The organism is Streptomyces spiroverticillatus (genome assembly GCA_014650415.1).
GTDB lineage: Bacteria > Actinomycetota > Actinomycetes > Streptomycetales > Streptomycetaceae > Streptomyces > Streptomyces spiroverticillatus.
This window is the reverse complement of record BMUX01000001.1, coordinates 1-24,347: the sequence shown is the minus strand read 5'-3', so window position 1 is coordinate 24,347 and position 24,347 is coordinate 1. Positions and strand designations below refer to the sequence as shown.

Annotated in this window: 21 protein-coding genes; 14 read left to right on the top strand and 7 right to left on the bottom strand. The window is 72.1% G+C overall.

Going from position 1 to position 24,347, the window contains the following annotated elements; genetic code table 11:
* Positions 1–7: 7 nt before the first annotated feature.
* Both IE269_RS00105 and IE269_RS00100 read right to left on the bottom strand, forming a co-directional pair.
* Positions 8–970 (bottom strand): zf-HC2 domain-containing protein, encoded by a 963-nt coding sequence (locus IE269_RS00105; RefSeq protein ID WP_189820591.1) that lies wholly within the window; start codon positions 968–970, stop codon positions 8–10.
* On the bottom strand, positions 967–1,563 hold the full coding sequence (locus IE269_RS00100) for an RNA polymerase sigma factor (RefSeq protein WP_189820590.1): 597 nt from the start codon (positions 1,561–1,563) through the stop codon (positions 967–969). Before IE269_RS00100 ends, IE269_RS00105 begins: the two co-directional genes overlap by 4 nt.
* A gap of 294 nt (positions 1,564–1,857) precedes the next feature.
* Here IE269_RS00100 and IE269_RS00095 point away from each other — a divergent pair, with 294 nt between their 5' ends.
* Positions 1,858–2,730 (top strand): rhomboid-like protein, encoded by an 873-nt coding sequence (locus tag IE269_RS00095; protein ID WP_189820589.1) that lies wholly within the window; start codon positions 1,858–1,860, stop codon positions 2,728–2,730.
* A gap of 75 nt (positions 2,731–2,805) precedes the next feature.
* Positions 2,806–3,912: a serine hydrolase domain-containing protein gene (locus tag IE269_RS00090; protein WP_189820588.1), complete on the top strand. Its 1,107-nt coding sequence runs from the start codon at positions 2,806–2,808 to the stop codon at positions 3,910–3,912.
* Between the two features lie 7 nt (positions 3,913–3,919).
* Here IE269_RS00090 and IE269_RS00085 read toward each other — a convergent pair whose 3' ends face one another.
* Both IE269_RS00085 and IE269_RS00080 read right to left on the bottom strand, forming a co-directional pair.
* Complete coding sequence (locus IE269_RS00085; protein ID WP_189820587.1) at positions 3,920–4,525, bottom strand: hypothetical protein; 606 nt, start codon at positions 4,523–4,525, stop codon at positions 3,920–3,922.
* A 148-nt stretch (positions 4,526–4,673) separates the two neighbouring features.
* Positions 4,674–5,324: a GNAT family N-acetyltransferase gene (locus IE269_RS00080; RefSeq protein ID WP_189820586.1), complete on the bottom strand. Its 651-nt coding sequence runs from the start codon at positions 5,322–5,324 to the stop codon at positions 4,674–4,676.
* Positions 5,325–5,489: 165 nt separating this feature from the next.
* On the opposite strand from IE269_RS00080, the gene lon reads away from it, so the two are divergent.
* The 5 genes from lon (at position 5,490) to IE269_RS00055 (ending at position 11,743) form a co-directional block, all read left to right on the top strand.
* Positions 5,490–7,892 carry an endopeptidase La gene (gene lon, locus IE269_RS00075; RefSeq protein WP_189820585.1) on the top strand — a complete coding sequence of 801 codons (2,403 nt, stop codon included), beginning with the start codon at positions 5,490–5,492 and terminating at the stop codon, positions 7,890–7,892.
* A gap of 110 nt (positions 7,893–8,002) precedes the next feature.
* A complete protein-coding gene (locus tag IE269_RS00070) occupies positions 8,003–8,890 on the top strand; it encodes a TIGR03619 family F420-dependent LLM class oxidoreductase (protein WP_189820584.1) in 888 nt (295 codons plus the stop codon).
* A gap of 430 nt (positions 8,891–9,320) precedes the next feature.
* Positions 9,321–10,220: an AraC family transcriptional regulator gene (locus IE269_RS00065; protein ID WP_189820583.1), complete on the top strand. Its 900-nt coding sequence runs from the start codon at positions 9,321–9,323 to the stop codon at positions 10,218–10,220.
* A 99-nt stretch (positions 10,221–10,319) separates the two neighbouring features.
* A complete protein-coding gene (locus IE269_RS00060; protein ID WP_189820582.1) occupies positions 10,320–10,718 on the top strand; it encodes a peptidase inhibitor family I36 protein in 399 nt (132 codons plus the stop codon).
* Between the two features lie 89 nt (positions 10,719–10,807).
* Complete coding sequence (locus IE269_RS00055) at positions 10,808–11,743, top strand: hypothetical protein (protein WP_189820581.1); 936 nt, start codon at positions 10,808–10,810, stop codon at positions 11,741–11,743.
* Between the two features lie 78 nt (positions 11,744–11,821).
* Here IE269_RS00055 and IE269_RS00050 read toward each other — a convergent pair whose 3' ends face one another.
* On the bottom strand, positions 11,822–12,829 hold the full coding sequence (locus tag IE269_RS00050) for a helix-turn-helix domain-containing protein (RefSeq protein ID WP_189820580.1): 1,008 nt from the start codon (positions 12,827–12,829) through the stop codon (positions 11,822–11,824).
* A gap of 259 nt (positions 12,830–13,088) precedes the next feature.
* On the opposite strand from IE269_RS00050, the gene IE269_RS00045 reads away from it, so the two are divergent.
* Positions 13,089–15,836, top strand: a complete 2,748-nt coding sequence (locus IE269_RS00045; protein WP_229897368.1) for a M4 family metallopeptidase — start codon at positions 13,089–13,091, stop codon at positions 15,834–15,836.
* A gap of 71 nt (positions 15,837–15,907) precedes the next feature.
* On the opposite strand, the gene IE269_RS00040 is transcribed toward IE269_RS00045, so the two are convergent.
* A complete protein-coding gene (locus tag IE269_RS00040; protein WP_438817510.1) occupies positions 15,908–16,714 on the bottom strand; it encodes a lysozyme in 807 nt (268 codons plus the stop codon).
* 210 nt (positions 16,715–16,924) lie between these two features.
* Between IE269_RS00040 and IE269_RS00035 the strand changes: the two genes are divergently transcribed.
* Positions 16,925–17,356 carry a MarR family winged helix-turn-helix transcriptional regulator gene (locus IE269_RS00035; RefSeq protein ID WP_189820578.1) on the top strand — a complete coding sequence of 144 codons (432 nt, stop codon included), beginning with the start codon at positions 16,925–16,927 and terminating at the stop codon, positions 17,354–17,356.
* Positions 17,357–17,433: 77 nt separating this feature from the next.
* Here IE269_RS00035 and IE269_RS00030 read toward each other — a convergent pair whose 3' ends face one another.
* Positions 17,434–18,225: a protein phosphatase 2C domain-containing protein gene (locus tag IE269_RS00030; RefSeq protein ID WP_189820577.1), complete on the bottom strand. Its 792-nt coding sequence runs from the start codon at positions 18,223–18,225 to the stop codon at positions 17,434–17,436.
* A 391-nt stretch (positions 18,226–18,616) separates the two neighbouring features.
* Between IE269_RS00030 and IE269_RS00025 the strand changes: the two genes are divergently transcribed.
* Genes IE269_RS00025 through IE269_RS00005 form a run of 5 tightly spaced genes read left to right on the top strand, consistent with a single transcriptional unit; the run spans position 18,617 to position 24,269 of the window.
* On the top strand, positions 18,617–21,505 hold the full coding sequence (locus IE269_RS00025) for a sensor histidine kinase (RefSeq protein WP_229897367.1): 2,889 nt from the start codon (positions 18,617–18,619) through the stop codon (positions 21,503–21,505).
* Complete coding sequence (locus IE269_RS00020) at positions 21,502–21,984, top strand: roadblock/LC7 domain-containing protein (protein WP_189820575.1); 483 nt, start codon at positions 21,502–21,504, stop codon at positions 21,982–21,984. The genes IE269_RS00025 and IE269_RS00020 overlap by 4 nt, the downstream gene beginning before the upstream one ends.
* Positions 21,981–22,394, top strand: coding sequence for a DUF742 domain-containing protein (locus IE269_RS00015; protein ID WP_189820574.1), 414 nt, complete (start codon positions 21,981–21,983; stop codon positions 22,392–22,394). The genes IE269_RS00020 and IE269_RS00015 overlap by 4 nt, the downstream gene beginning before the upstream one ends.
* Positions 22,375–23,001 carry a GTP-binding protein gene (locus tag IE269_RS00010; protein ID WP_189820573.1) on the top strand — a complete coding sequence of 209 codons (627 nt, stop codon included), beginning with the start codon at positions 22,375–22,377 and terminating at the stop codon, positions 22,999–23,001. Before IE269_RS00015 ends, IE269_RS00010 begins: the two co-directional genes overlap by 20 nt.
* Before the next feature lie 35 nt (positions 23,002–23,036).
* Positions 23,037–24,269, top strand: a complete 1,233-nt coding sequence (locus IE269_RS00005; RefSeq protein WP_189820572.1) for a styrene monooxygenase/indole monooxygenase family protein — start codon at positions 23,037–23,039, stop codon at positions 24,267–24,269.
* The last annotated feature ends 78 nt before the right edge of the window (positions 24,270–24,347 follow it).

Sequence of the window (24,347 nt, the reverse complement as noted above, 5' to 3'; positions counted from 1 at the left end):
TCGCTGCTCACGCTCGCTCCATTCGGTCGAAGAAGGTACGTCGTACGGTCAGCAGGCCCGCGCACACCACGGCTGCCGCCGCCCAACTCGCCTGCGGGGCAAAGGCGTCGATGTACGGGGTGATGTGCAGCGGCAGTCCTTCCTCGCCCAGTGCCGGGGCCGTCACCGCCAGCGCCCAGCCGCCGCCGACCACCGCCGAAGCCCTCCGGCAGCCGATCCAGCTGCCGAGTGCCAGCGCGCCCAGGGCCAGCGCCAGCCCCGGCAGCAGCCAGGCCGCCGCCCCCGGCACTCCCTCGGCGGCGGGCAGCACCGCCCCGGCCGCCGTCAGCACCGGCATGCTCAGCCCCAGCGCGCACGCCGTCCGCCGGAGCAGCAGCCGTAGATTGCCGCCCGGCATGGAGGCGTGCAGCTCGTGCAGGGGGTCCGTGTGCCTGCCGTACGAGGCCGCGACCCCGGCCACGGGTACGACCGGGGCGACGGCCAGCAGCAACGGCCGCGCCACCGCCTGCCCCGCCCCGTATGCGAGCAGCACCGCCCCGAGTGCCACGAGCAGCACACCCACCACCCACCCGAGCCGCAGGGCGGGGCCGAGGGCCCAGAGGAGGCGGTGGGTGCGGAGGCGGCGTTGGGCCGCAGGGCTTCCGGCCTTCGCGGGGGCCCTGGGGGCGCGAGCGGTCGATACGGGTGCCCCGGTTGTCCCTGCGGCCCGTGCCATCCCAGTGGGGTCCGCCCGACCCGGCAGCGACTCCACCAGACGCAGCAACTCCGCCCGTCCGAGGGCCAGTTCCGGACCGGCCGCGCCTGCCCGGACCGCCTCCGACACCCGTCCCGCGCACGTCCCGCACGCCTCCACGTGCTTCTCCAGCGACCACGCGTCCGGCTCCGGGGCCGTGCCCGCGGCGTAGCGGGCGGCCGGGTCCGGGGGGACGTGCCAGGAAGGGGGTGGGGGCGGGGTCCCGTGGGTGTTCATGCGGTTCCTCCCAACGGGTCGGATTCGGGGGTGAGCTGGGCCAGTGCCGTGCGCAGCTCGCGGCGGGCGCGGGCGGCGCGGGTCTTGACCGTGCCCTCCGGTATGCCCAGCAGGCGGGAGGCCTCGAGGGTGGTGAGGCCGTCGACGACGGTGGCCCGCAGGACCTCGCGCAGCTCGGGCGAGATGCGGTCCAGTGCCGCGCCCACGTCGCCGAACTCCAGCCCGGCGAGGACGTGTTCCTCCGCCGAGGGGGAGGGGGTGGGCGGCGCGGGCTCGGCCCGGAGTGCGCGGTCGGCCCGGGAACGTACCCGCTGCGCATCCACCAGGCGGCGGACCGCGATCACCCACAGCCAGCCGCCCGCCTCTCCGCCCCGGTGCGAGGCGGCGGTCCGCCAGACGGTGACGAAGGTGTCCTGGAGGACGTCCCGCACCGTCTCCGGGTCGGGGCAGCGCCGGGTCAGCCGGGCGTGCAGCCAGCCCGCGTGGCGGTCGTGGAGGGTGCCGAGCGCGGCGGAGTCGCCGCGGGCGACCGCGCGCAGCAGGGCGGCGTCGTCCTCGGCCTCGGGGTCCCCTGCGGGGCGCAGCAGTCTCACGCCCCTCTATCGCTCGGCGTCGCTCGATCGGTTCACGGTGTCCGCCGGACGGTTCACCGGGGACGGGTGGACGTTCCCGAACCTGTGAAGGTTGCCTCAACTCTCACAGGTGTGAGGTGTGTCATAGACGGGGCGGGAGATTCGGGCGGAGGCTGAGCGTTGTCCTCGTCGAAGAGGGACAGAAGTACCGCAGCAAGCGAACGCGAGAGACGCGGCCGAGGGACACGGGCGTGGCTTGACGATTCCGGCCGCCCGCCCCAGTGCGCGGTGCCCGGGGGAATGGGGCCTCACGCAGTGGACCGCATCAGTACCAGTACGACACCGCAGGACCGGGACGAGATGTCCGCCCCGCCCGCCGGGGACCCCGCGGACGCCCGGCGCGCGCTGCCGGACCAGCGCGCGGTCACCGGAATGGCCACGGCCACTGCCACCGCGCCCGCGGGCGCCACGGACCCGGGGCGCGAGACCGCCGCCGACCGTGCCGGCGAGCCGGGGACCGTACGACCGGACAGTGCGCCCGCCCCCGACCGCCGCTGGCACCTCTGGCACCTCCTGCCCACCCCCACCGGCACCCCCTTCACCTTCGGGTACGCGCTCGTCCTCATCGCCACCTCCCTCTACGCCGAGCTCGGCGACCCGGCCACCGTCGACTCCCTCCTCCGGGCGTCCAGCACCGACGTCGCCCACCTCACCCACACCCCCGTCCTCGCCCTCGTCGGCAGCGCCCTGTGGGTCGCCGGGGGGCTGGCCTCCCCGTACGCCCTCGGGTTCCTGGTGATCCTCACCGCCCTGGAACGGCGCATCGGCGGGCTGCGGACCGCCGCCGTCTTCGTCTTCGGGCACGTGGTGGCCTCCCTCGCCACCGAGATCCCGGTCGGCGTCGCCGTCTGGGCAGGGCATCTGCCCGAGACCTCCCTGCACCGTCTCGACTTCGGGATCAGTTTCGGGCTGATGGCGTGCGTGGGTGCGCTCGCGGGCGTCCTGCGGATCACGTGGCTGCGGTGGGGACTGCTGGGGGCCGTGGCGCTCGTACTGCTTCAGGACCTGATCGCGTACGCCGATCCGCTGACGGCCCTCGGGCACCCGCTGGCCCTGTGCCTGGGGCTGGCCACCTGGCCCGTCGTCCGGCGCTGGAAGGCGGCCCGCGCCGCGCCGTCGTACCTGTAGATCACAAATGGGTGGCCGATGACTTCGTCCCCTCCGTACGGTCGGTCCGTTGTGACGACTACGGAGGGGACGGTCATGAGCACCGCCGACTTGCAGAAGCAGCTTCAGCACACCGCCGACGAACTGGTGGAGAGCGGGGCCGAGCGGGGTCTTCAGATCGCCGTGTACCGGCACGGTGAGCTGGTCGCGGACGTCGCCGCCGGGGTCGCCGACCCGGCCACCGGGCGTGAGGTCCGGCCCGACACCCCCTTCTACAACTTCTCGATCGGCAAGGGTGCGACGGCGACCCTCGCGCACGTCTGCGCCGAGAAGGGGCTGTTCTCGTACGACACCCCGGTCGCCGAGCTGTGGCCCGAGTTCGCCGCGCACGGCAAGGAGCGGGTGACCGTACGCCATGCGCTGAGCCACTCCGCCGGCGTCCCCGGCATCCCCTCCGCCACCACCCACGCCGAGCTGTGCGACTGGGACACCATGTGCGCCGCCCTCGCCGACGCCGAGCCGTGGTGGGAGGCCGGGACGGCGGTCGGCTACCACGCCTTCACCTTCGGGTTCCTGGTCGGCGAGATCGTCCGCCGGGCCACCGGGCGCGAGCTCTCCGAGGTGCTGCGGACCGAACTGACCGGCCCACTCGGCATCGCCGACGAGCTGTATCTGGGGATGCCGGAGGCCGAGCACGGGCGGCTGGCCCGGCTGGAGGAGTCCCCGGCCCGCGCCGCGAGCTTCGACCTCGACGCGATCCCGGACGACCTCCCCATGTTCAAGGCCGCCCCCAAGCACCTCTTCCCGGGCGCGGAGTTCGGCAACAGGACCGACATCCTGGCCGCCGACATCCCGGCGGGCGCCAAGACCTCCGCCCGGGCGATCGCGCGGGTGTACGCGGCCGTGCTCGGGGAGGTCGACGGCGTACGGCTGCTGTCGCAGGACCGTACGCGCGAAGCGACCGCACCCGCCGCGAGCGGGACGGACCGGCTGATGGGCAACGAGTCGTCCTGGGCGCTCGGATACGCACTCGGCCTGCCCGACGGAACCGCCACGCCGACCGTCCTCGGTATGGGTGGCGTGGGCGGCAGCTGGGCGGGCGCGGACACGGCGACCGGCACCACCTGGGCGGTCACCAAGAACGCGCTGGGCGACCTGTCGACGGTCGCACGGGTGACGGAGGCCGTGCGCAACTCCGCGTGAACGTCGGCTAGTTCAGGCCGGGCAGGGCCGCGATCACGCGGTCCAGCTTCGGCAGCTTCTTCATGCCGTCCGTCGCGACCTCGTGGCCCTGGTAGATCACGGCGGTCGTGATGCCGTCCATGACCGGCGGGTCGGCCATCGACACCCTCGGCAGCTTCGCGAAGTCGGAGTCGGCGAGGGCGTCCTTGAGTTCGGCCAGGTCCTTCGGGCTCATCCGGCCGGACTTCGGGGGCTTCTTGCGGTCGATGGTGGTGTAGCTGCCGTCGGTGCTCACCAGGACGCTGCGGTGCCGTCCGTCGATGCCGCCGGAGGCGGTGGCGGCCACCAGCCGCTCGCCCTTCGGGGGTACGGGGGCGGGCGGTACGGAGGCGGAGGGCGCGGGGTCGGTGGCGGGCGGGGGAGCCGAGGGGGACGGGGGAGGGGTGGGAGCCGGGGCGGCGGGCGTGCTCGCGGAGGGCGCCGTCGGCGCGGAGGAGCCCCCGGTGGGGGACTTCTTGCCGTCGTCGCAGCCCCCCAGCAGGAGGGTGGTGCAGAGGGCGGCGGCGGAGATCGCCGCTGTCGTGACCGTCGCCGCCGTCGACCGCGCGGATCGGGTGGACCGGGTGGATCGCATGATGCTCCCGTCGTGTGCCGTGCCGTCAGGTGCCTGCTGGTGCCGTTTGCTGTAGGTGCCGCTTGCTGTGGCTCTGATTGCTGTGGCTCTGACGTACGGACCACGCCCATCCGTTCCCTCGCCGGGGCTTCCGTTTCCTCGCGGGGGCTTACGGGCGGAACACCCCGGTCAGCGGCGAGTGCCAGTGCCAGCCCAGCGTCGTGTACAGTGCGCGGCCGTCGTCGGACGCGCCCAGCACGCAGTCCCGGGCGCCCTGCTCGGCCGCGTGCGCCTGGAGGGTGCGCATCACCAGCGTGCCCAGGCCCCGGCGCTGGTGGAGGGGGTTGGTCTCCACCTGGTCGATGACCGCTGTGTGCCCGGTGACGGCCACCTGCCCGCGCACCCCGAGCGCACCGTCGGCCGCCAGCACCAGGACCCGGGTCACCCCGTCCCGGGTCCAGCTGCGCCGGGTGTAGCCGGTCGGCACTTCGGGGACGGTCGCGTCCGGGTCGAGCGCGAGCGACATCAGGTGGCCGGGGGCGTCGTACTCCCACCCCTCCGCCATCCACGGCGCGACCGCCTCCGGCGGCTCCACGAACTTGATCCAGGTGCCCGGTGCCGTGTCCGCCCGCAGCAGCTTGCGGACGGTCGCCTCGTCGGAGGCGTACGTGTCGAACAGGACGTGCCGGGTGACGGCCTTCGGCATGCCGATGTCGATCGTCACGCCCCACGGCTGCGGCACCGGGTCGGCGGTGCCGCGCGAGAGCGCCCAGCCCTCGGTCCAGGCGCGGACGGCATCGTTGGTGGTGGTGAAGGCCATCAGATCCCCCGATGTAATAGTCAGAATTCGATGAGGGCTATTACATCTCCTCGTGCCGTCCGCCGTCGACGTCTGATCGCTCAGAGCGAACACGGGTTGGGGAACACTGGAGCGCTCACATGCATTGAGTCCACATAGCTCAACTTCACTGCCCAAGGGGAGATCATGGCATCGACGTCCACACCGCTCACCCTGCCCGTGCTGCCGCTCGACGACGAGGTCGTGCTGCCCGGGATGGTGGTGCCGCTGGACCTGTCCGACACCGAGGTGCGCGCGGCGGTCGAGGCGGCACAGGCTGCCGTACGTACCAATGGCAGCAAGCCGCAGGTGCTTCTTGTTCCGCGCATCGACGGCACGTACGCCGGGACCGGCGTCCTCGGCACCGTCGAGCAGGTCGGCCGCCTGTCCGACGGCGACCCCGGCGCGCTGATCCGCGCCCGTGGCCGCGTCAAGATCGGCGCGGGCACGACCGGGCCGGGCGCCGCCCTGTGGGTGGAGGGGGCCCGGATCGACGAGTCCGACCCGGACCCGCTCCCCGGCTCCGTCGCCGAGCTGGTCAAGGAGTACAAGGCCCTCGCGACGACCTGGCTGAAGAAGCGCGGCGCCTGGCAGGTCGTGGACCGCGTGCAGCAGATCGAGGGCGTCTCGGCCCTCGCCGACAACTCCGGCTACTCGCCCTTCCTGACCACCGCCCAGAAGGTCGAGCTGCTCGAAACGGCCGACCCGGTCGCCCGCCTGCGCCTGGCCCTGGCCGCCCTCAGCGAGCACCTCGCCGAGCAGGACGTCGCCGAGACCATCGCCAAGGACGTCCAGGAGGGCGTCGACAAGCAGCAGCGCGAGTTCCTGCTGCGCAAGCAGCTCGACGCCGTACGCAAGGAGCTCCGCGAGCTGAACGGCGAGACCGAGGGCGAGGAGTCCGACGACTACCGCGCCCGCGTCGAGGCCGCCGACCTGCCGGAGAAGGTGCGCGAGGCCGCCCTCAAGGAGGTCGAGAAGCTGGAGCGCTCCAGTGACCAGTCCCCGGAGGGCTCCTGGATCCGCACCTGGCTGGACACCGTCCTCGAACTCCCCTGGAACGAGCACACCGAGGACCAGTACGACATCCGCGGCGCCCGCGAGATCCTGGACGCCGAGCACGCGGGCCTGGACGACGTGAAGGAACGCATCACCGAGTACCTGGCCGTGCGCAAGCGCCGCGCCGATCGCGGTCTCGGCGTGGTCGGCGGCCGTCGCGGCGGTGCGGTGCTCGCCCTCGTCGGACCTCCCGGCGTCGGCAAGACCTCCCTCGGCGAGTCGGTCGCGCACGCCATGGGCCGCAAGTTCGTACGGGTCGCGCTCGGCGGCGTACGGGACGAGGCCGAGATCCGCGGTCACCGGCGGACGTACGTCGGGGCCCTGCCCGGCCGCATCGTGCGCGCCATCAAGGAGGCCGGCTCCATGAACCCGGTCGTCCTCCTCGACGAGATCGACAAGGTCGGCTCCGACTTCCGCGGCGACCCGGCCGCAGCCCTCCTCGAAGTCCTCGACCCCGCCCAGAACCACACCTTCCGCGACCACTACCTGGAGGTCGAACTCGACCTCTCCGACGTCGTCTTCCTCGCCACCGCCAACGTCCTGGAATCCATCCCCGAGGCACTCCTCGACCGCATGGAACTGGTCCGCCTCGACGGGTACACCGAGGACGAGAAGGTCGTCATCGCCCGCGACCACCTCCTGCCGCGCCAGCTCGACCGCGCGGGCCTGGAGCCGGGCGAGGTCACCCTCGACGAGTCGGCGCTGCGCAAGCTGGCGGGCGAGTACACGCGGGAGGCGGGCGTACGAAACCTGGAGCGCGCGGTCTCCCGCCTGCTCCGCAAGGTGGCCGCCCAGCACGAACTCGGCGACCGCGAGCTGCCGTTCGCGATCGACGACTCCCACCTCCGCGACCTGATCGGCCGTCCGCACCACGTGCCCGAGTCCGCCCAGGACCCGGCCGAGCGGCGCACGGCGGTCCCCGGCGTGGCCACCGGCCTCGCCGTCACCGGGGCGGGCGGCGACGTCCTCTTCGTCGAAGCCTCCCTCGCGGACGCCGAGACGGGCGGCTCCGGCCTGACCCTCACCGGTCAGCTCGGTGACGTGATGAAGGAGTCCGCGCAGATCGCCCTCTCCTTCCTCCGCTCGCACGGGGCCGAACTGGAGCTTCCTGTGCGGGACTTGAAGGACCGGGGCGTGCACATCCACTTCCCGGCGGGCGCGGTCCCCAAGGACGGCCCGAGCGCGGGCATCACCCTCACCACCGCCCTCGCCTCCCTCCTCTCCGGCCGCCTGGTCCGCACCGACGTGGCCATGACCGGCGAGGTGTCCCTGACCGGACGCGTCCTGCCCATCGGCGGCCTGAAGCAGAAGCTCCTCGCCGCGCACCGGGCGGGCGCCACCACGGTCGTCATCCCCAAGCGGAACGAGGCCGACCTGGACGACGTCCCGGCCGAGATCCTCGAAAAGCTGGAGGTCCACCCGGTGACGGACGTCCGCCAGGTGCTGGAGATCGCACTGACTCCGGCGCAGGTGGCGGCGCCGGTCGCCGCGTAACGGCACCTCATGTGCGGGGGGCGGTACGGGAGTTGCTCCCGCACCGCCCCTCTCCCGTACGGCGAGCCGCCTGGCGCCCCCCACAGGCGCCGGTGATACAGATACATGCCATGGACATCGGAATAACCCTGCCCCAGTACGGCACCCACGCCCGCGCCGATCTGATCGCCTCCTACGCCCGCGAGGCCGAGGAGATCGGCTTCGACTCGCTCTGGGTCGGCGACCGGGCGCTCACCCCGGTCGAGCCGAGCGACGTCTATCCCGGCTACACGGCCGAGAACCCGTACCCCGAGGGCTTCAAGCACTTCGTCGACCCGTTCGTCGCCCTGTCCGTGGCGGCGTCCGCGACCACCCGGGTCCGCCTGGGCACCAGCACCCTGAACGCCCCCTGGTACCCGCCCCTCCTCCTGGCCCGCAGCCTCACCTCCCTCGACCTGCTCAGCGGAGGCCGCCTCGACCCGGGCTTCGGCATCGGCTGGATGCGGGACGAATACACCGCCGTGAACGCCGACTTCACGCAGCGCGGCGCACAGCTCGACGAGATCCTCGACTTCCTCGACGCCATCTGGTCCTCGACCCCCTTCTCCCACACCGGCAAGACCTGGCAGGTCCCGCTCTCGTACGTGGACCTGCGCCCCGTCCAGCCGGGCGGCCCGCCGGTCTACCTCGGAGGCTTCGGTCCCGCCGCGATGCGCCGCGTGGGCCGCAGGGCGGCGGGCTGGGTGGGCGTCGCGATGCCCGACGCGGGCCACACCGCGCTGTGGGGCATCGCCCGCCGGGCCGCGGAGGACGCGGGACGCGACCCGGACGCGCTGCGCCAGCAGATTCGGGTCAACGTGGCTCCGGGGCAGTCGGCGGAGGACGTCGCGGCGATTCTCCGCTCGGTGCGGGGGTGGGGTGCGGAGGGGGCCTTCGTGGAACTCCAGCAGCGGGTGCGGGAACCGGCAGAGGCGCTCGAACTGGGCTCCAGGGTAAGGGACTTGGTGCGGGCGGGCTGAGCGGCCTCGAGACTCGGGCGCAGGCGACCGGTCACGTGTGCCCCGCCGCGAATACGCCAGCCTTCCCCCGGTGCCAGGTCGTGAAGTGGACAGGGCCGGGCACCGCGGCCACGCTCTGGGGCGCCGCCTTCGCTCCCCGGACGAAGGCGGGGGGAGACCGGGCGCGACCTCCCCCGCGCGCGGGCCGAAGGGGACCGGGAACTCCGACGTGCCTGCGCATGCATGAGGTTGCGACCGGTGCGGCGGCCCCGGAGCCGGACGAGGGGGCCCTGACCGGGACGAGGCCCTGCCGGGCGGAAGACGCATGCGCGCACCCCGTTTTCGGTCATCGCCGCCACCTGCCCGGGTTGGCCGGGAACGCGAAGGACATGCCCCTGCCGCGTCACCAGGATGGAGTCCCTGGAGAAGGCTGAGACCACGGGGGGACGCCATGTACGTCTACCAAGATCCTTCGAGCGGCGGGGAATGGGCATGCGCGGCACCCTGCCCCCGGCTCTCCCCGGGGGTGGTCCGCTATCGCGGATACCGGCTGGCCCTGGACGCCCCCCGCCGCCGGCTGGAGTTACCCACCGCCACCGTCGCACTCGTACTCAACTTCGAACACGAGCTGCTGCTCTCCGATGCGGTACGGAGTCCGGACGCGCGGCAGGGACCGGAAGTGGCACGGGCGCACCGCTCGCTCGTCTCCGGGCTCAGGACCTCGGCAACGGTGGGCGAGCACGGGGGGCGGCTGTGCGGGATGGAGATCGTTCTCGCGCCGTGGGCCGCCTTCACCCTGTTCGGAACCACCCTGCAGGGCTGTTCGGAGCGGATCGTCGACGCCGGTGAGCTGCTCGGCCGCCGCTTCGACGAACTCCTCGAATCCCTGGCGGGACTGCCCGGGTGGGCAGAGCGCTTCCAGCGGCTCGACACCGTACTCACCTCCTGGGCGGACGGGGGTCCGGGCTGCCCGCCGCAGGTCATGTGGGCATGGGACCAGCTCGTCGGCACGTCCGGCCGGGTACGGATCGGACAGGTGGCCGAAGCCACCGGCTGGGGGCCGCGGCAGTTCGAGAACCGGTTCCGTCAGCACATCGGTGTCCCGCCCAAGTCGGCGGCGCGCATCCTGCGGCTGCAACGGGCATTGGGGCTGCTCGCGAGGGGGATTCCCCCGGTGGAGGCGGCGGGGACAGCCGGTTTCTACGACCAGGCGCACCTTACCCGGGAGGTGACGGCCATGACCGGCCGGCCTCCGACGCGCCTGCTGGCCGCCCGCAGGGCCGCACCCCCGGGAGCCGGGGCACGCGACCGCCTGGACGGACACGTCACCAGCGTCCTGCTCCCCGCGTGAGTGCGCATTCGTCCAAGACACCCGCGGCGGTGAGGTGGCACCGTTCCTCGCGCCCCGGCACGTCGTCAGGGCATCACCCATCACGGGAGAGGGCACATCATGTCTGCTCGCACACGCATCGGGCTTCTGGCCGGGGCAGCCGCGCTGGCAAGCGGCTTCGCCTTCGCACCGACCGCCGGGGCGGCCGGTGCCGCCGAGGGAGCCTCTCAGGAGACCGCGGCGAACACCTGCGACACCGGCTACTACTGCGTCTACTGGAACGCCAACTACGGAGGGAACGAGTACCTCTTCGGCGGCAACAACTCCAGCTGGGCGCGGTGGGCCATCTTCAACGACGACTCCTCCTCCTGGAACGGCGGCACCTCGGGCAAGGGCGTGATCCTCTACGGCGACGAGGGGTACAGCCGTCCGCTCGGCTGCCTGCCGCAGGGCAGGGGCTGGACGCAGCACCGGCCCAACGACGACGGCGAAGGCAACCAGTGGACGTGGTCCTGCTGACCTCGTACGTGTGATCGACCCCAGTGGCTCCGGCCCGGGCGGGTACGTCCCGCCCGAGGTCGGCTCCCGCGTTCCCAGGAGGCCCCGTCATGCACCTCGTCCCTGCGTCGCGCCCCGCTCGGGGACTCACCCGCGCCGCACTCCTCCTCGTCATCGTGACCGCGTGCGCGGCGCCTGCGGACACGCCGCCGACCAGGTCCGCGGCCCGCCCGGTCACGGGCGCCGACCTCGCACAGGCCCGGGGCGGCGACGCCGAACGGCGGACGCTCTTCGACGCCGAGCAGCGGCTCACCGCCGCGTGCATGCGGGAACGCGGCTGGTCGTACCAGCCCCTGACGTGGCACGCCGACGTGCCGCAGCCCGAGGCGGACCCGCGTCGGGCGGACGACGTGGAGCTGCGCCGTCGTGCCGGGTACGGGGCCGCGGTCCCGGAACGGCCGTCCGCCGACCCCAACGGGGTCCGCCTGCGGGCGATGGGCAAGGCGCAGCGCGAGCGGTACGGACAGGCGCTCTTCGGAACTCCCGGGCACCGGATCGAAGTGAAACTCCCCGACGGCACCGCATTCATGAACACGGACGGCTGCATCGCGCAGACCGAGAACCGGCTCTACGGCGACCTGAAGGTGTGGCTCGGGGCACAGATGAGCGTGATGAACCTGGAAGGAGAAATCAGCCGCAGGAACTTCGCCGATCCACAGGTCGAGCGGACGGTGCGCCCCTGGCGTGCCTGCATGAAGGAAGCCGGCCACACCTATCCGGACCCGGAGGCGGCCAAGGCCGCGTTCGTAAGCGCCTACGGGGAACTCGCGACACGCGCCGGCCGGAACCCGGGCGGTGCGCAGGAGCTCCGGCGCCGAGAGATCCGGGTCGCGGTGGCCGATGCCACGTGCGACCGGCGCGTCGGCCGGGCCAGGACCCTCCGGGCGCGGGACGCCGCGCACCGCGACGAGGTGGCCCGGGAGCGCGCGGAGGCTCTTCGGACTTACCGGACGCTGCGCGAACAGGCGGCGGCCAGGGCGGAGTGAGGCCCGCGGCGGAGCCCGGCCACGCCTCCGTGCCCGGTGCCGGGGGCGCTGCCCGACGAGGCCGCACCCCCGGGGAACTCAGGAAAGCCACCCCCTCGTAGCCGCCTGCGCCCCCGCCTGGAAGCGGGTTTCGGCGTTGAGGGATTCGAGGAGTCGAGTGATCCGGCGCCGCGCCGTATGGACATGGACGCCCAGGCGCCGGGCGATCGCCTCGTCCTTGAGGCCGGCCGCCAACAGGCCGAGGAGTTCCCGCTGCTGACCGGTCACGGGCTGGTCCGCCCCCGCCTCCGCCCCGCTCAGCGGTATGGAGCGCTCCCACACCGTCTCGAAGAGCGGCATCAGCGCGTTCCGCAGGAGAGAGTCCCCGACGACGAGGGCCGAGGCCCGGGGGTCACCCGCCTCCGTCGGCGGGAGCAGGGTGATCCGCCGGTCGATGCCGATGAGTTTGGTCGGGACGCCGGAGGTGACCCGCGCCCGCAGCCCCCGCGCCGCCAGCGCCGTCAGGGACCGCATCCGGCCCGGGAAGCCGAGCCCCTCGCGGTCGATCACGGCGCGCACCGTGATGCCCCGGTCGAGGAGCGCCTCGATGTCCAGCGCGGGAGGCCGCTCCGGATGGGCCGCGTCCGTCTTCACGTACGGCGGCCGGTCGAGGATCACCACCTCCTGCTCGGCCGAGGCGAGGAGCGACTCCGCGCGCTCCCCGATCTGCCGCTGGCCGGTGACGACTTCTATTCCTCCCTCGGAGGCACTCTGCGATCCTGCGGTGAGCCGCCCGGCGATCCGGTCCGCCGACATCATCAGCTGCTCCAACTCCGCTGACCGGATATGAAGTTCGGCTTGACGGCGGTGGATGAGTGTGCGGATCGCGGCGGCCGGCGCGGCGGGACAGAGCGCGCCGTCGGCCCCGCGGACCGTGAATCCGGAGTCTTCGAGGCTGGTCAGGGCCTCGTCGATCCGGAAGTACGGAAGGTCCAGCAGATCCGCCAACTCGCTTGCATGGAAGGCCCGTTCCCTCAAAAGGGCCTCATAGACGCGTCCCTCGACCTCCCCCAGGCCGAGGCTGTGCAGTTCTTCCCCCTCGATCATGGGCCGAATTCTTTCGTGGACACACCATGCACACAAGTGTGCGTGTCCACATCTGAACACACGGGAAACATTGCCGACTTGAACACACAGCGACTTGCATGGCGATGCCCGACGACCGCCCGAAGTCCGTTCGTCCCGTGGGAGGGGAAGCGTGCAGCACAAGACCCGAGTGCGTGCAGCAAGACCTGGCATCACAAGTGCCGGTATATCCAAGGGGGTTGCCGCGACGTTCGCCGCGGCCGCCCTCCTCGCAGGTGTGGTGCCCGCCGCGCAGGCGGCCCCCGCGGCCCCGGCAGGCCCCGCCGCCGAGGTGATCCCGGGGACGGACACCGCGACCCCGGCCCTCGTGGACGGCATCAACGAGCCCGCGAAGGCGACCGGCAGCGCCGCCGACGCGGCCGTCGGGCACCTGACGGAGAAGAAGAGCCGGTACCGCATCGGCAACCCGAAGGGCGACCTGAAGGCCGTCTCCGCCCAGGCCAAGGGCGGCACGGAGACCGTACGCCTGCAGCAGAAGTACAAGGGTCTGGACGTCCTCGGCGGCCAGTACGTCGTCCGCATGGAGAACAAGGGCGGCAAGCGCAGCGTCGTCGGCACCTCCGGCAAGTACTTCACCGAGCTGGCGACCGGCACCACCGCCACCGTCTCGGAGAAGACCGCCGTCGAGCGCGCCGTCGCCGCCGTGACCCGCGAGCTGAGCGGCAAGAACCTCAGCCTGAAGGACGTCCGCAAGGCCGAGGGCCAGAAGTCGAAGGCCGCGACCGCCCTCACCGGCACCGCGGGCAAGCTCGTCGTCCTCCCGCAGGGCAAGGGCGTCCTGACCCGCCAGGTCACCGTCAAGGGCAACGACCCGGTGACCGGCGAGGCCGTGCTGCGCCAGGTGTACATCGACGCGAAGGCCGGCTTCCCGGTCCTCCAGTACAGCTCGATCAAGACCTTCGGCACCCCGAAGCAGGCCCCGAAGGGCAAGGGCACTGCCCCCAAGGGCGCCGCCAAGTCGGCCGCGAAGGCGCTGGGCCCCGGCGACGCCACCGGCACCGGTGTGAAGACCGACGGCACCAAGGTCGACCTGAACCTGTACTACGACACGTCGCGCAAGGAGTACACGCTCAGCGACTACGTCCGTATGCAGGACAGCTCCAAGAACCCGATCACCACCTGGGACGCCCGCGGCGTCGAGGCCGACGACGCGGCCGGCAAGTGGCCGTCGGGCATCAAGGAATTCGGCTCACCCGTCCAGGAGTTCGGCAAGGACGCCACCGACGCGGGCGCCATCGACGCCCAGTGGGCCGGCACCCAGGTCTACGACTACTACAAGACCAAGCACAACCGCGACAGCCTCGACGGCCGCGGCATGACCATCAACTCCCTGGTGGGCGTGACCAACGGCGGCCAGCCGTGGGTCAACGCCTTCTGGGACGGCTCGAAGATGGTGTACGGCGTCGGCGACGACGAGTACAAGCCGCTGGCCTCGGACGTCGACGTGGTCGGCCACGAGATGACGCACGGCGTCGTGGAGAACACCGCCAACCTGGTGTACGTCGGCCAGTCCGGCGCCCTCAACGAGGGCCTCGCCGACTACTTCGGCAACGCCATCGACACCAACGCCTCGGGCACGTCCATGGACGACCCGGACTCCGGCCTCCTCGGCGAGGACCTGTGCCGCACGCTGCCCAAGGGCGAGTGCGCGCTGCGCGACCTCAACGACGGCCGCACCACCTCCAAGGACTTCCTCGGCGTCTCCTACGACGTCGACAACGGCGGTGTGCACCTCAACTCGACGATCTTCTCGGGTGCCCTGTGGGACATCCGCCAGGACATCGACAAGGACCTCGCCGACCGCATCGTCTACAAGGCGCTCTCCGAGTACCTGACGCCGCTCGACGGCTTCACCGAGGGCCGCAACGCGATCGTCGCCGCAGCAAAGGACCTGAAGGTCTCGGCGAAGGACCAGAAGGTCATCACGCGCTCCTTCAACGCCCACGGCATCGTCGCGGGCTGGGAGGAAGCGCTGGGCATGGACTCCGACACCCTGCTCGGCAAGCTCAACACCTCGGGCACCGGTGCGGGCGCGGGCGGCGGCCAGTACGCCGTCTCCAAGTCCAACGACGACGGCTCCGAGCCGTACTCGGTCTACACCGGCCGCACCGACGGCAAGGGCGCGCCGAAGCTGGTCAGCCCGAACGACGGCCGCTTCCACGTCTACCCGGCGACCGACGGCAAGAACGTCGTCTGGGCGGCGTTCGGCACCACCAGCATCGACGTCCTGGTCCGCCCGGTCGCGGGCGGTCCGATCAAGAAGGTGTGGTCCTCCTACACCGGCCTGTCGGGCCTCCGTATCGACGGTGACCTGGTGGTCTGGGAGGAGAACGACCCGTTCGGCGGGCGGCACGCCGCGTACAAGAACCTGAAGACCAATGAGCAGGCGTACGTCGACGGCGGCCGCTACCACCTCAGCTCGGCGCTTCCCTCCGTCAAGGACGGCAAGGTCGCGTACGCCAAGCTGTGGCCGGTGAACGGCCAGTACAAGCTGGACGTGGAGCTGCTCGACACCAAGACCAAGAAGACGAGCATCCTGCCGCAGACGGCGACCGTGGAGAGCCTCGGTCAGACCGGCCTGTCCAAGACCCACGTCTCCTGGCTGGTGGACGAGAACGCCGCGGACGACGGCCAGATGGCGGTCCGCCGTGCCAACCACGACGGCACCAAGCTCATCGACCTCAGCCCCGAGGCCGGTGCCAAGGCGCTCTTCGCCACCGACCTGACCGCCTCCGAGGAGGCCGTGACGGTCACCGCGGTGCTGCCCGACACGCAGTGGCGCAACGAGACGCTGCCGAAGCTGTGGCAGTTCGACGCGGCCGGCATCCGTGCGGGCGAGCGCGTCTCCTGCAACCGCGGCGACCAGGCGGGCGCTTCGGCCGACACCGGCAAGCGCGTGGTGTGGATCGACGGCACGACCAGCAACACGGACCTGGTGGTACGGGACCGTGCGGCGGGCCGCTGCTGATCGCCCCCCGGCGTGACTGTGTGACCCCTTGAACCGGACCCCCGGCGCCCGTGCGCCGGGGGTCCTTCACGTCACCCGTTGGCCAGCGCGCGCACGCGGTCCAGGGCTCCGTTGAAGCGGTTGTGGTCGCCGACGATCGGGCCCGTCGAGGTGTACTGCCACATCGTGTACGTTCCCCAGCCGGCCGGCAGCTCCCCGACCGTGGTGTTGTAGCGGGCCACCCACAGGGGGCTGGTGCTTGCGAAGCCCGCGTAGTTGCCGGTGCAGGTCTTCCACCAGCTCGTCGCCGTGTAGATGACGGCGTCGCGGCCGGTGCGCGCCTTGTACGTGTTCAGGAAGTCGCGGATCCAGGCCACCATCTGTGCCGGGGACTTGCCGTAGCACTGGGCGCCGTACGGGTTCCACTCGATGTCGAGGGCGCCGGGGAGGGTACGGCCGTCGCGGGACCAGCCGCCGCCGTTGCTCGCGAACCAGTTCGCCTGGGTGGCGCCGCTGGAGTTGTCGGGGAGGGCGAAGTGGTACGCACCGCGGATCATGCCGACGTTGTAGGAGCCGTTGTACTGCTGGGCGAAGTAGGGGTTCTTGTAGCTCGTCCCCTCGGTGGCCTTCACGTAGGCCCACTTGACGCCGCTGCTCCACAGGGCGGCCCAGTTGACGTTGCCCTGGTGGCTGGAGACGTCCACGCCCTCGGTCTGTACGGCGCGGGGGGCGCCCGGCGGGAGCCCGCCCTGCCCGTCGTGCTCGACGACGCCCATGCCCATGTGGGCGGAGCCGGGCGGCGGGGGAGGGGTGGGGGCGGCGGTCGCGGCTCCTGCGGCCAGCGCGAGGGCGGCGGTTGCGGCCGTGAGGGCGGTTGCTGCGGATCTTGCTCTGAGCACGTGCATGTGCGTGCCTCCGAAAGATCGACAAAGCGACTGAAGCGGCCTTGCCGTACTGAAGCTACGCACGTAGACCAGAGGGACGGAAGGGGGTCTCTGCGCCGACATTGGTCCACACCTGCGAAATACTGGACGAACTGCGGCGATGGCTGCCGCTGAAAGTTTCCGGGTGCGGTCCGGGAGCGACGGGATCAGGCAAGAAGGGGCATCGTGGATCAGGAATTCCTCGCGCTGGAGCGGGAGTTGGCGCTTTTCCTGCGCCGGGCGCGGGCTTCGTCGGGGGACATGGCCCGGGAGGTCCACCCGGAGCTGGAGCCCGCCGCGTACGGGTTGCTCGTACGGCTGGACGAGGTGGAGCGGCAGCGGGCGACGGAGCTGGCGGCCTGGTTCGGGGTCGGCAAGGCGACGATGAGCCGTCAGCTGCGGGCGCTGGAGGAGCTGGGCCTGGTGGCCCGGGAGCCCGATCCCGCCGACGGCCGGGCCTCCCTCATCCTCCTCACGCCGGAGGGGCGGGACCGCTTCCGCCGGGTGCGGGACGCGCGGCGGGCGAGTTACGTGCAGAAGCTGGCGTCGTGGGACCGGCGGGAGGTGGCGGAGCTGGCCCGCCTCCTCCACCAGTTGAATACGAGGGCGGGGGAGTAGGTTCCGCTCGGCGGGGGTCGGGGCCACTGCCCGGGGCCACTGCCCGGGGGCTCTGCCCCGGACCCCCTGAATGCCCCCTACAGCTCCGCGAAGACGACCGCGGCGTCGTCGTGCCGCTTCCCTCGGGCAGGGCCCTCCGGCTCCAGTTCCAGGGAGCGGACCCGGCCGATCAGGCCCTCCGCGCCCTCCTTGCGGAGGACGGCCAGGCAGTCGGCCCACGTTCCGGCGTGGAAGAGGTCCACCCAGCGCGACACCCCGTCCGTCATGGCCGCGAGCGACCGGACCGACGCCCGGGGGGTCGAGCCGGTCACCGCACGGTCCGCCACCGAGGGGTCCGCCGCCGCCGTGAAGAAGCCGCCCTCCGCGTTGCGGTAGACGTCCGCCGTGGCGTGCGAGCGCAGGGCCTCGCGCGGGACGCGGTCCAGGCGGTCGTCGAGGACCGCCCGTACCTCTCCGGACGGGTCCTCCAGGAGCAGTACGGAGTCGGACAGGACCAGGTGCTCCACCCGGTCCGGCCCCCAACGCACCACGACCGCCGTCGCCTGAGGCGTCCGTACGTGAGAAAGGTCACAGGTGGAGCGGTGGGCGTCCGCCGTGCGGGCGATGGCGGCGGACAGGGCCTCGCGCAGGGGCAATTCCGGCCGGGAAGCGGACAATTCGATCAAGGAGCCGCCGAGGCGCGCCGTGAACCACGGCACCGAGTGCACGCACCCCGTTTCGCTCGGTGGCGGTGTCACTCCGTCCAGGACGACCAGCACCCCGCTCCCGTCGGCCGAGCCCCCGGCTCCTCCCGCAGGCAGTGCCACGGATGTCCAGTCCTCGTTGGGGCGTTCGGGGTTTCCGGGGGCGGTGGAGAGATCGATGCGCATGCCGGCCAGTCTGCCGGACCCGCACGCGCCGTCCCGCAGGGGCGCGAATTGGCCCATACCAGCAGGTCAAGCTGCGGCAATTGGGTCGGAATGATCCATTCCGGGAAGCTGCGGGGGTGCATCCTGCCAAAGCCCGCACGGAACTTCCAACCGGCGCACGGGAGTGGGTCCTGACGGTCCGTGACGAAAGTTGTTTGCCAACTCCCGAGTGATGTTCACTCGTTCGGGTGGCGGGGCGGATGATGTGCGCCTCCCTCCCCGGGGCGCTGGAAGGGTCGAAGGCTCCAACAGGGGTGGGGGCGCTCGGTCCGTACGTACCGGAGGTACCAGTCGTCACCTCGGCCAGCTGGGCGATGAATCTGGGCGGACGAAAGCAAGGATGCGAGCACCGGTGCAGAACAAGCGGCCTCGGGGCGCGAGCAAGGGCAATGACGGCCAGGGCGAGGTCACCCCTGCCGGTGGCGTGGGCGCGGCCGGTTCCCCCGACCCCGCCGCGGGGAAGGGCGGCAAGCGCCGCCCCAAGCGGGTCCGCAACCGCCTCGTCGTCTCCGTCGCCGCCGTCGGCGTCCTGGTGCTCGCCGCCGGAGCCCCCTCCCTGCTCACCGCCTCCGACGAGCTGACCGGCAGCCAGCGCCTGCTGGACCTCGCCGAGCTGAACAAGCAGGCCGTCGCCCTCGCGCACTCCCTCGCCGACGAGCGCGATGACGCCACCTCCCGCAAGGCCGCCGCCGAGGGCGCCAAGAGCCGTGACAAGGGCGGCTCGGCCGGCGAGGGCACCTCCCGCGTCGACCGGCAGATCACCGAGCTCACCGGCTCCGGCACCGACCTCCCCGCGAGCCTGCGCGGCGCCCTCGCCAAGGTCTCCGGCCTGCGCAAGGACGCCGACAGCGACCGGATCGACCCGCTCGCCCTGCACCGCGCCTACACCGCCGCCCTCGACGAGCTGCGCTCCCTCACCCGCGACCTGGCCCGCGAGACCCCGCCGCGCGCGGGCGGCTCCGGCACCGCACCGGCCACCCTGGGCAACGCCGTCGAGCAGGCCGCCGCCACCCGTGGCCTCCTGCTCGCCGCCCTCGCGGTGCCGCGCGGCGAGTCCACCCGGCAGGTCGACCCCGCCACGGGTCTTCTCGTACGCGTGGAGAGCGGCGACGGCAAGAAGGTCCGCGACCAGCTCTCCGCCGCCGCCCAGCAGGCCCGCCACCGCGAGCAGGCCGCCCTCGCCGACTTCGCGCTGGCCGCGCCCGCCAAGGACCGCGACTCCGTCGCCGCCACCGTCACCGGGCCCGAGGTCACCACCGCCGAGCAGTATCTGAAGGCTCTCACCGACGAGCCGACCCTCTCCGCCGCCGACCGCAGGCTCGGTGCCGAGAAGGTCGGGGCAGCGCTCACCGCCCGCCTCGACCGCATGCGCGGCGCCGAGGCCGCCCTCGCCTCCGCGCAGGCCGAGAACCTCGCCGCGCTCCGGGACGACGACGTCAGCTCCCTGGAGTGGCGCGTCGGCCTGCTGGCCGCCTGCTTCCTGCTGGCCGTCGGCATCTCCACGGCCATAGCCCGCACCCTCACCCAGCCCCTCGCCGCGCTCCGGCTCGGCGCGGCCCGGCTCGCGGGCAGCCCCGAGACCGAGGAGCCGGTGCGCTACACCGGCCGCAACGACGAGTTCGCCCAGGCCGTACGGTCCCTGAACGCCCTGCACGGCAAGTTCCTGGAGCGGCACGCCCGCACCGAGAAGCTCGCGGGCGACCGTGCCCACCTGGTCGGCCAGCGCGAGACCCTCGATGCCCAGCGCCGCACCCTCGCCGTCGAGAACAGCCAACTCGCCGCCGAACAGGCCGAGTTGCTGGCCCGCGCCCAGGACGCCACCGCACGCCTGGACGAACTGCGCGCCACCGTCCACTCCTCCTTCGTCAAGCTCTCGCTGCGCACGCTCTCCGTCGTCGAGCGCCAGCTCGCCGTCATCGAGACCCTGGAGGAGCGCGAGCAGGACCCCGACCGCCTCGCCACCCTCTTCAAGCTCGACCACATGGCGACCGTGATGCGCCGCCACGGCGAGAACCTCCTCGTGCTGGCGGGCACCGACCACGGCGTCGCCCACACCGGGCCGGTCCCGCTCGTCGACGTACTGCGCGCCGCGATCAGCGAGATCGAACGGTACGAGCGGGTCACCCTCCAGGCCCTCCCGCCGCACGCCCAGGTCGCCGGGTACGTCGCCGACGACCTCAGCCACCTGCTCGCCGAACTCCTGGAGAACGGCACCTCGTTCTCGCCCCCGGACGCCCACGTCAAGCTGTCCGGCTGGCTCCTTGAGAACGGCGAGATCATGCTCTCCGTGCAGGACGAGGGCATCGGCATGACCCCCGAACGCCTCGCCGACCTCAACGAGCGCCTCGCCGATCCGGCCGGCTACACCCCGCCCGCCGACAGCGACGGCCTCGGCCTCCAGGTCGCCGCCCTCCTCGCCGCCCGGCACGGCGTCCGCATCCAGGTCCGCGCCCAGGGGCAGGGCGGCATCACCGCCGTCGTCGTCCTCCCCAAGGCACTCCTCCCGGCCGAGCCGCCCGCCGTGCCGTCGGCGACCGAGACCCTGCACTCGCTGCCGGGCTCCGCCGCCGAGGCCAACTCCAACGTCCTGCCCGGCCGGAGTGCCGAACGCGGCCCGGACCAGGACCCGCTGATCGCCCTCGCGGAGCGGGCCGTCGAGGACGCCGCGCACGAACGGACACCGGACGAGTCGTCCGTACGGGAGGACGTGGAGCCCGTACGGGAGGAGCCTGCGCCCGTACGGGAGGAGCCGGCCGCGTCCGAGGCCCCCGACGTCGACCAGCCCACCCGCGAGATCCGCCTGCCCAAGCCCACCCCGGAGCCCGAGCCGGAACCGCGGCCCGAGCCTGCCCCGGCCCCCGAGCCACAGCCCGAACCCGCCCCCGCGGCCGAAGCGGAGCCGACCACTCCGCCGCTGACCGCCAAGGGCCTCCCCAAGCGCACCCCCAAGGTCGTCAAGCCGACGACCCCCGCCGCGCCGCCGCGCACCGGCGGTGTTGACGCCGAGGCCCTGCGCCGTCGCCTGGGCGGATTCCAGCGCGGCGCGCTCAACGGCAGGCGCGATGTCGAGGCGGAGATCGCCAACAGTGATAACAACGCCAGTGATAACAACGGGACGCACGGGGTAGACGGGGCAACCGGGGAACCCCCGGCCCGACGCACGACCGACCACCGAACCACGACCACGGGGCACGACCAGACCGACACCGAGGGGGACACCGTCGAGGAGGCACGCAGTTGACCGCGCCGATCACATACGGGCTCAGTACCGAAGCCCGTAATCTGCACTGGCTGTTGAGCAATCTGGTGGAGGAGGTGCCCGGCCTCGTCTCGGTCGCCGTCGTGTCCTCCGACGGACTGCTCCTGCTGTCCTCGGACCCCGACCACATGCTCCCGGACACCACACCGCGCCTGGTCAGCCCCAAGGGCTCCACCGCGGACCTGGCCACCATCGTCTCCGGCCTCGGCTCCCTCACCCTCGGGGCGGCCAGCCTGATGGAGGGCGGCGGCGTCAAACAGACGATGGTCGCCATGGAGTACGGCAGCCTCTTCGTGATGTCGATCAGCGACGGCTCGCTGCTCGGCGTGCACGCCGCACCCGACTGCGACATGAGCATCGTGGCGTACCACATGGCGCTCTTCGTGGGCCGGGCCGGACACGTTCTCACCCCCGAACTCCGCAGTGAGCTGCGCCAGTCGCTGGAGAGTGCCGACCGATGAGCGCGCACACTCCCACGGCAGGACGCCTCCCGATACGCGGCGAGGGCCGCCGCCCCGCCCGGGTGCGCCCGTACTCCCTGACCGGGGGCCGGACGCGCTTCACGCACGTACTCCTGGTGGAGACGTTCGTGGCGGCCCTCGAAGCCCCGCCGGAGAGACCGGAGTTGACCGGGCGTCAGACCTCTCACCGGGTCGGCCCCGAGATGCAGGCGATCGTCGAGATCTGCCGCCGGATGCGGACCGTCGCGGAGATAGCCGCCTTGCTGAAGATGCCGCTGGGCGTGGTCCGGGTCCTGCTCAGCGACCTGGCCGACCAGGGAAAGATCCGCGTGTACGGAACCGGCCACGGAGCCGGACGCCCCGATCGCGCACTGCTGGAAAGGGTCCTGGATGGGCTCCGTCGCCTCTGAGGCACCACTCGAAACACCTGCCGAACAAGCCCCTCCCGCCTGGCAGTTGGACCACACCCGCGCCCCCACCGCCGTGAAGGTCGTGGTCGCGGGCGGCTTCGGCGTGGGCAAGACCACCTTCGTCGGTTCGGTCTCCGAGATCACCCCGCTCAAGACCGAGGCGGTCATGACGACCGCCAGCGAGGACACCGACGACCTGTCCGCCACCCCGGACAAGACGACGACCACCGTCGCGATGGACTTCGGCCGCATCACGCTCGACGACGACCTCGTCCTGTACGTGTTCGGCACCCCGGGCCAGCAGCGGTTCTGGTTCATGTGGGACGACCTGGCACGCGGCGCGATCGGTGCGATCGTGCTCGCCGACACCCGCCGCCTCACCGACTGCTTCCCCGCGCTCGACTACTTCGAGAGCTGCGGCATCCCCTACCTCGTGGCCGTCAACCACTTCGAGGGCACCGACCGCTACGAGAGCGACGACGTCCGCGAGGCGCTCAGCGTGCCCCCGAACGTGCCCGTCCTCGTCATGGACGCCCGCAACCGCGTCTCGGTCGTGGAGACCCTCCTGACCCTGGTCGGCCACGCGCTCGACGCCACCCCCGCCTGAATCCCCTCCTTCCCCCGAGAGAGTCACCCATCCCCATGCGGAAGATCCTCATAGTCGGCGCCGGCCAGTCCGGTCTCCAGCTCGCCCTGGGCCTGCAGTCCAAGGGCTACGAAGTCACCCTGATGTCGAACCGGACCTCCGACGAGATCCGCTCCGGCAAGGTCATGTCGACGCAGTGCATGTTCCACACCGCCCTGCAGCACGAGCGCGACCTCCAGCTGAACTTCTGGGAGTCCCAGGCCCCCCGCATCGAGGGCCTCGGCGTCTCCGTCGCCGCCCCTGACGGTGCACGGGCCGTCGACTGGGTCGGCAAGCTCGACGGGTACGCCCAGTCCGTCGACCAGCGCGTGAAGATGGCCGGCTGGATGGACACCTTCGCCCAGCGCGGCGGCCAGCTCGTCATCCACGGCGCCGCCGTCTCCGACCTGGACTTCTTCTCCCGTACGTACGACCTGGTGCTGGTCTCGGCGGGCAAGGGCGAGCTGGTCCAGCTCTTCGGCCGCGACGCCTCCCGCTCCCCGTTCGACGCCCCGCAGCGCGCCCTCGCCGTCGCGTACGTCCACGGCCTGGGCCCGCGCCCCGAGCACCCGGACTTCGACGCGGTCCGCTGCAACCTGGTCCCGGGCGTCGGCGAACTCTTCGTGATGCCGACCCTCACGGTCTCCGGCCGCGCCGACATCCTCTTCTGGGAGGGCGTCCCGGGCGGCCCGGTCGACGCCTTCAAGGGCATCAAGGACCCGGCCGACCACCTCTCCCTCACCCTCGAACTGATGGAGAAGTTCCTCCCCTGGGAGTACGCCCGCGCCACCAAGGTCGAACTCACCGACGCCAACGGCACCCTCTCCGGCCGCTACGCCCCCACCGTCCGCAACCCGATCGGCCGCCTCCCCGGCGGCGGCGCGGTCCTGGGCGTCGCGGACGTCGTCGTCGCCAACGACCCGATCACCGGCCAGGGCTCCAACTCGGCCTCCAAGTGCGCCGCTTCCTACCTCGACTCGATCGTCTCGCACGGCGACGCCGCCTTCGACGAGGCCTGGATGCAGCGCACCTTCGACCGCTACTGGGACACCGCCCAGCACGTCACCAAGTGGACCAACGCCATGCTGGGCGTCCCGCCGGAGCACGTCCTGAACCTGATCGGCGCCGCCGGCCAGCTCCAGCCCGTCGCCGACCGCTTCGCCAACGGCTTCAACGACCCGGCCGACTTCGAGAACTTCTTCTTCGACCCGGAGAAGACGAACGCCTACCTGGCGTCCGTAGCCCCCTAGTGAGCCGGTCTTGAGTTGTGTGGTCGCCTCGTGAGTCGTGTTCTGTCGCCTCTTGCGGTGTTTGGCTGCGGTTGGTGA

Excerpts from the sequence above, each read along its gene's own strand:
- IE269_RS00105 (WP_189820591.1), bottom strand. The coding sequence starts at position 970 with ATGAACACCCACGGGACCCCGCCCCCACCCCCTTCCTGGCACGTCCCC.
- IE269_RS00030 (WP_189820577.1), bottom strand. The coding sequence starts at position 18,225 with ATGCGCATCGATCTCTCCACCGCCCCCGGAAACCCCGAACGCCCCAAC.
- IE269_RS00080 (WP_189820586.1), bottom strand. The coding sequence starts at position 5,324 with ATGGCCTTCACCACCACCAACGATGCCGTCCGCGCCTGGACCGAGGGC.
- IE269_RS00005 (WP_189820572.1), top strand. The coding sequence starts at position 23,037 with ATGCGGAAGATCCTCATAGTCGGCGCCGGCCAGTCCGGTCTCCAGCTC.
- IE269_RS00070 (WP_189820584.1), top strand. The coding sequence starts at position 8,003 with ATGGACATCGGAATAACCCTGCCCCAGTACGGCACCCACGCCCGCGCC.
- IE269_RS00050 (WP_189820580.1), bottom strand. The coding sequence starts at position 12,829 with ATGATCGAGGGGGAAGAACTGCACAGCCTCGGCCTGGGGGAGGTCGAG.
- IE269_RS00085 (WP_189820587.1), bottom strand. The coding sequence starts at position 4,525 with ATGCGATCCACCCGGTCCACCCGATCCGCGCGGTCGACGGCGGCGACG.
- IE269_RS00015 (WP_189820574.1), top strand. The coding sequence starts at position 21,981 with ATGAGCGCGCACACTCCCACGGCAGGACGCCTCCCGATACGCGGCGAG.
- IE269_RS00090 (WP_189820588.1), top strand. The coding sequence starts at position 2,806 with ATGAGCACCGCCGACTTGCAGAAGCAGCTTCAGCACACCGCCGACGAA.
- lon (WP_189820585.1), top strand. The coding sequence starts at position 5,490 with ATGGCATCGACGTCCACACCGCTCACCCTGCCCGTGCTGCCGCTCGAC.
- IE269_RS00055 (WP_189820581.1), top strand. The coding sequence starts at position 10,808 with ATGCACCTCGTCCCTGCGTCGCGCCCCGCTCGGGGACTCACCCGCGCC.
- IE269_RS00010 (WP_189820573.1), top strand. The coding sequence starts at position 22,375 with ATGGGCTCCGTCGCCTCTGAGGCACCACTCGAAACACCTGCCGAACAA.
- IE269_RS00060 (WP_189820582.1), top strand. The coding sequence starts at position 10,320 with ATGTCTGCTCGCACACGCATCGGGCTTCTGGCCGGGGCAGCCGCGCTG.
- IE269_RS00065 (WP_189820583.1), top strand. The coding sequence starts at position 9,321 with ATGTACGTCTACCAAGATCCTTCGAGCGGCGGGGAATGGGCATGCGCG.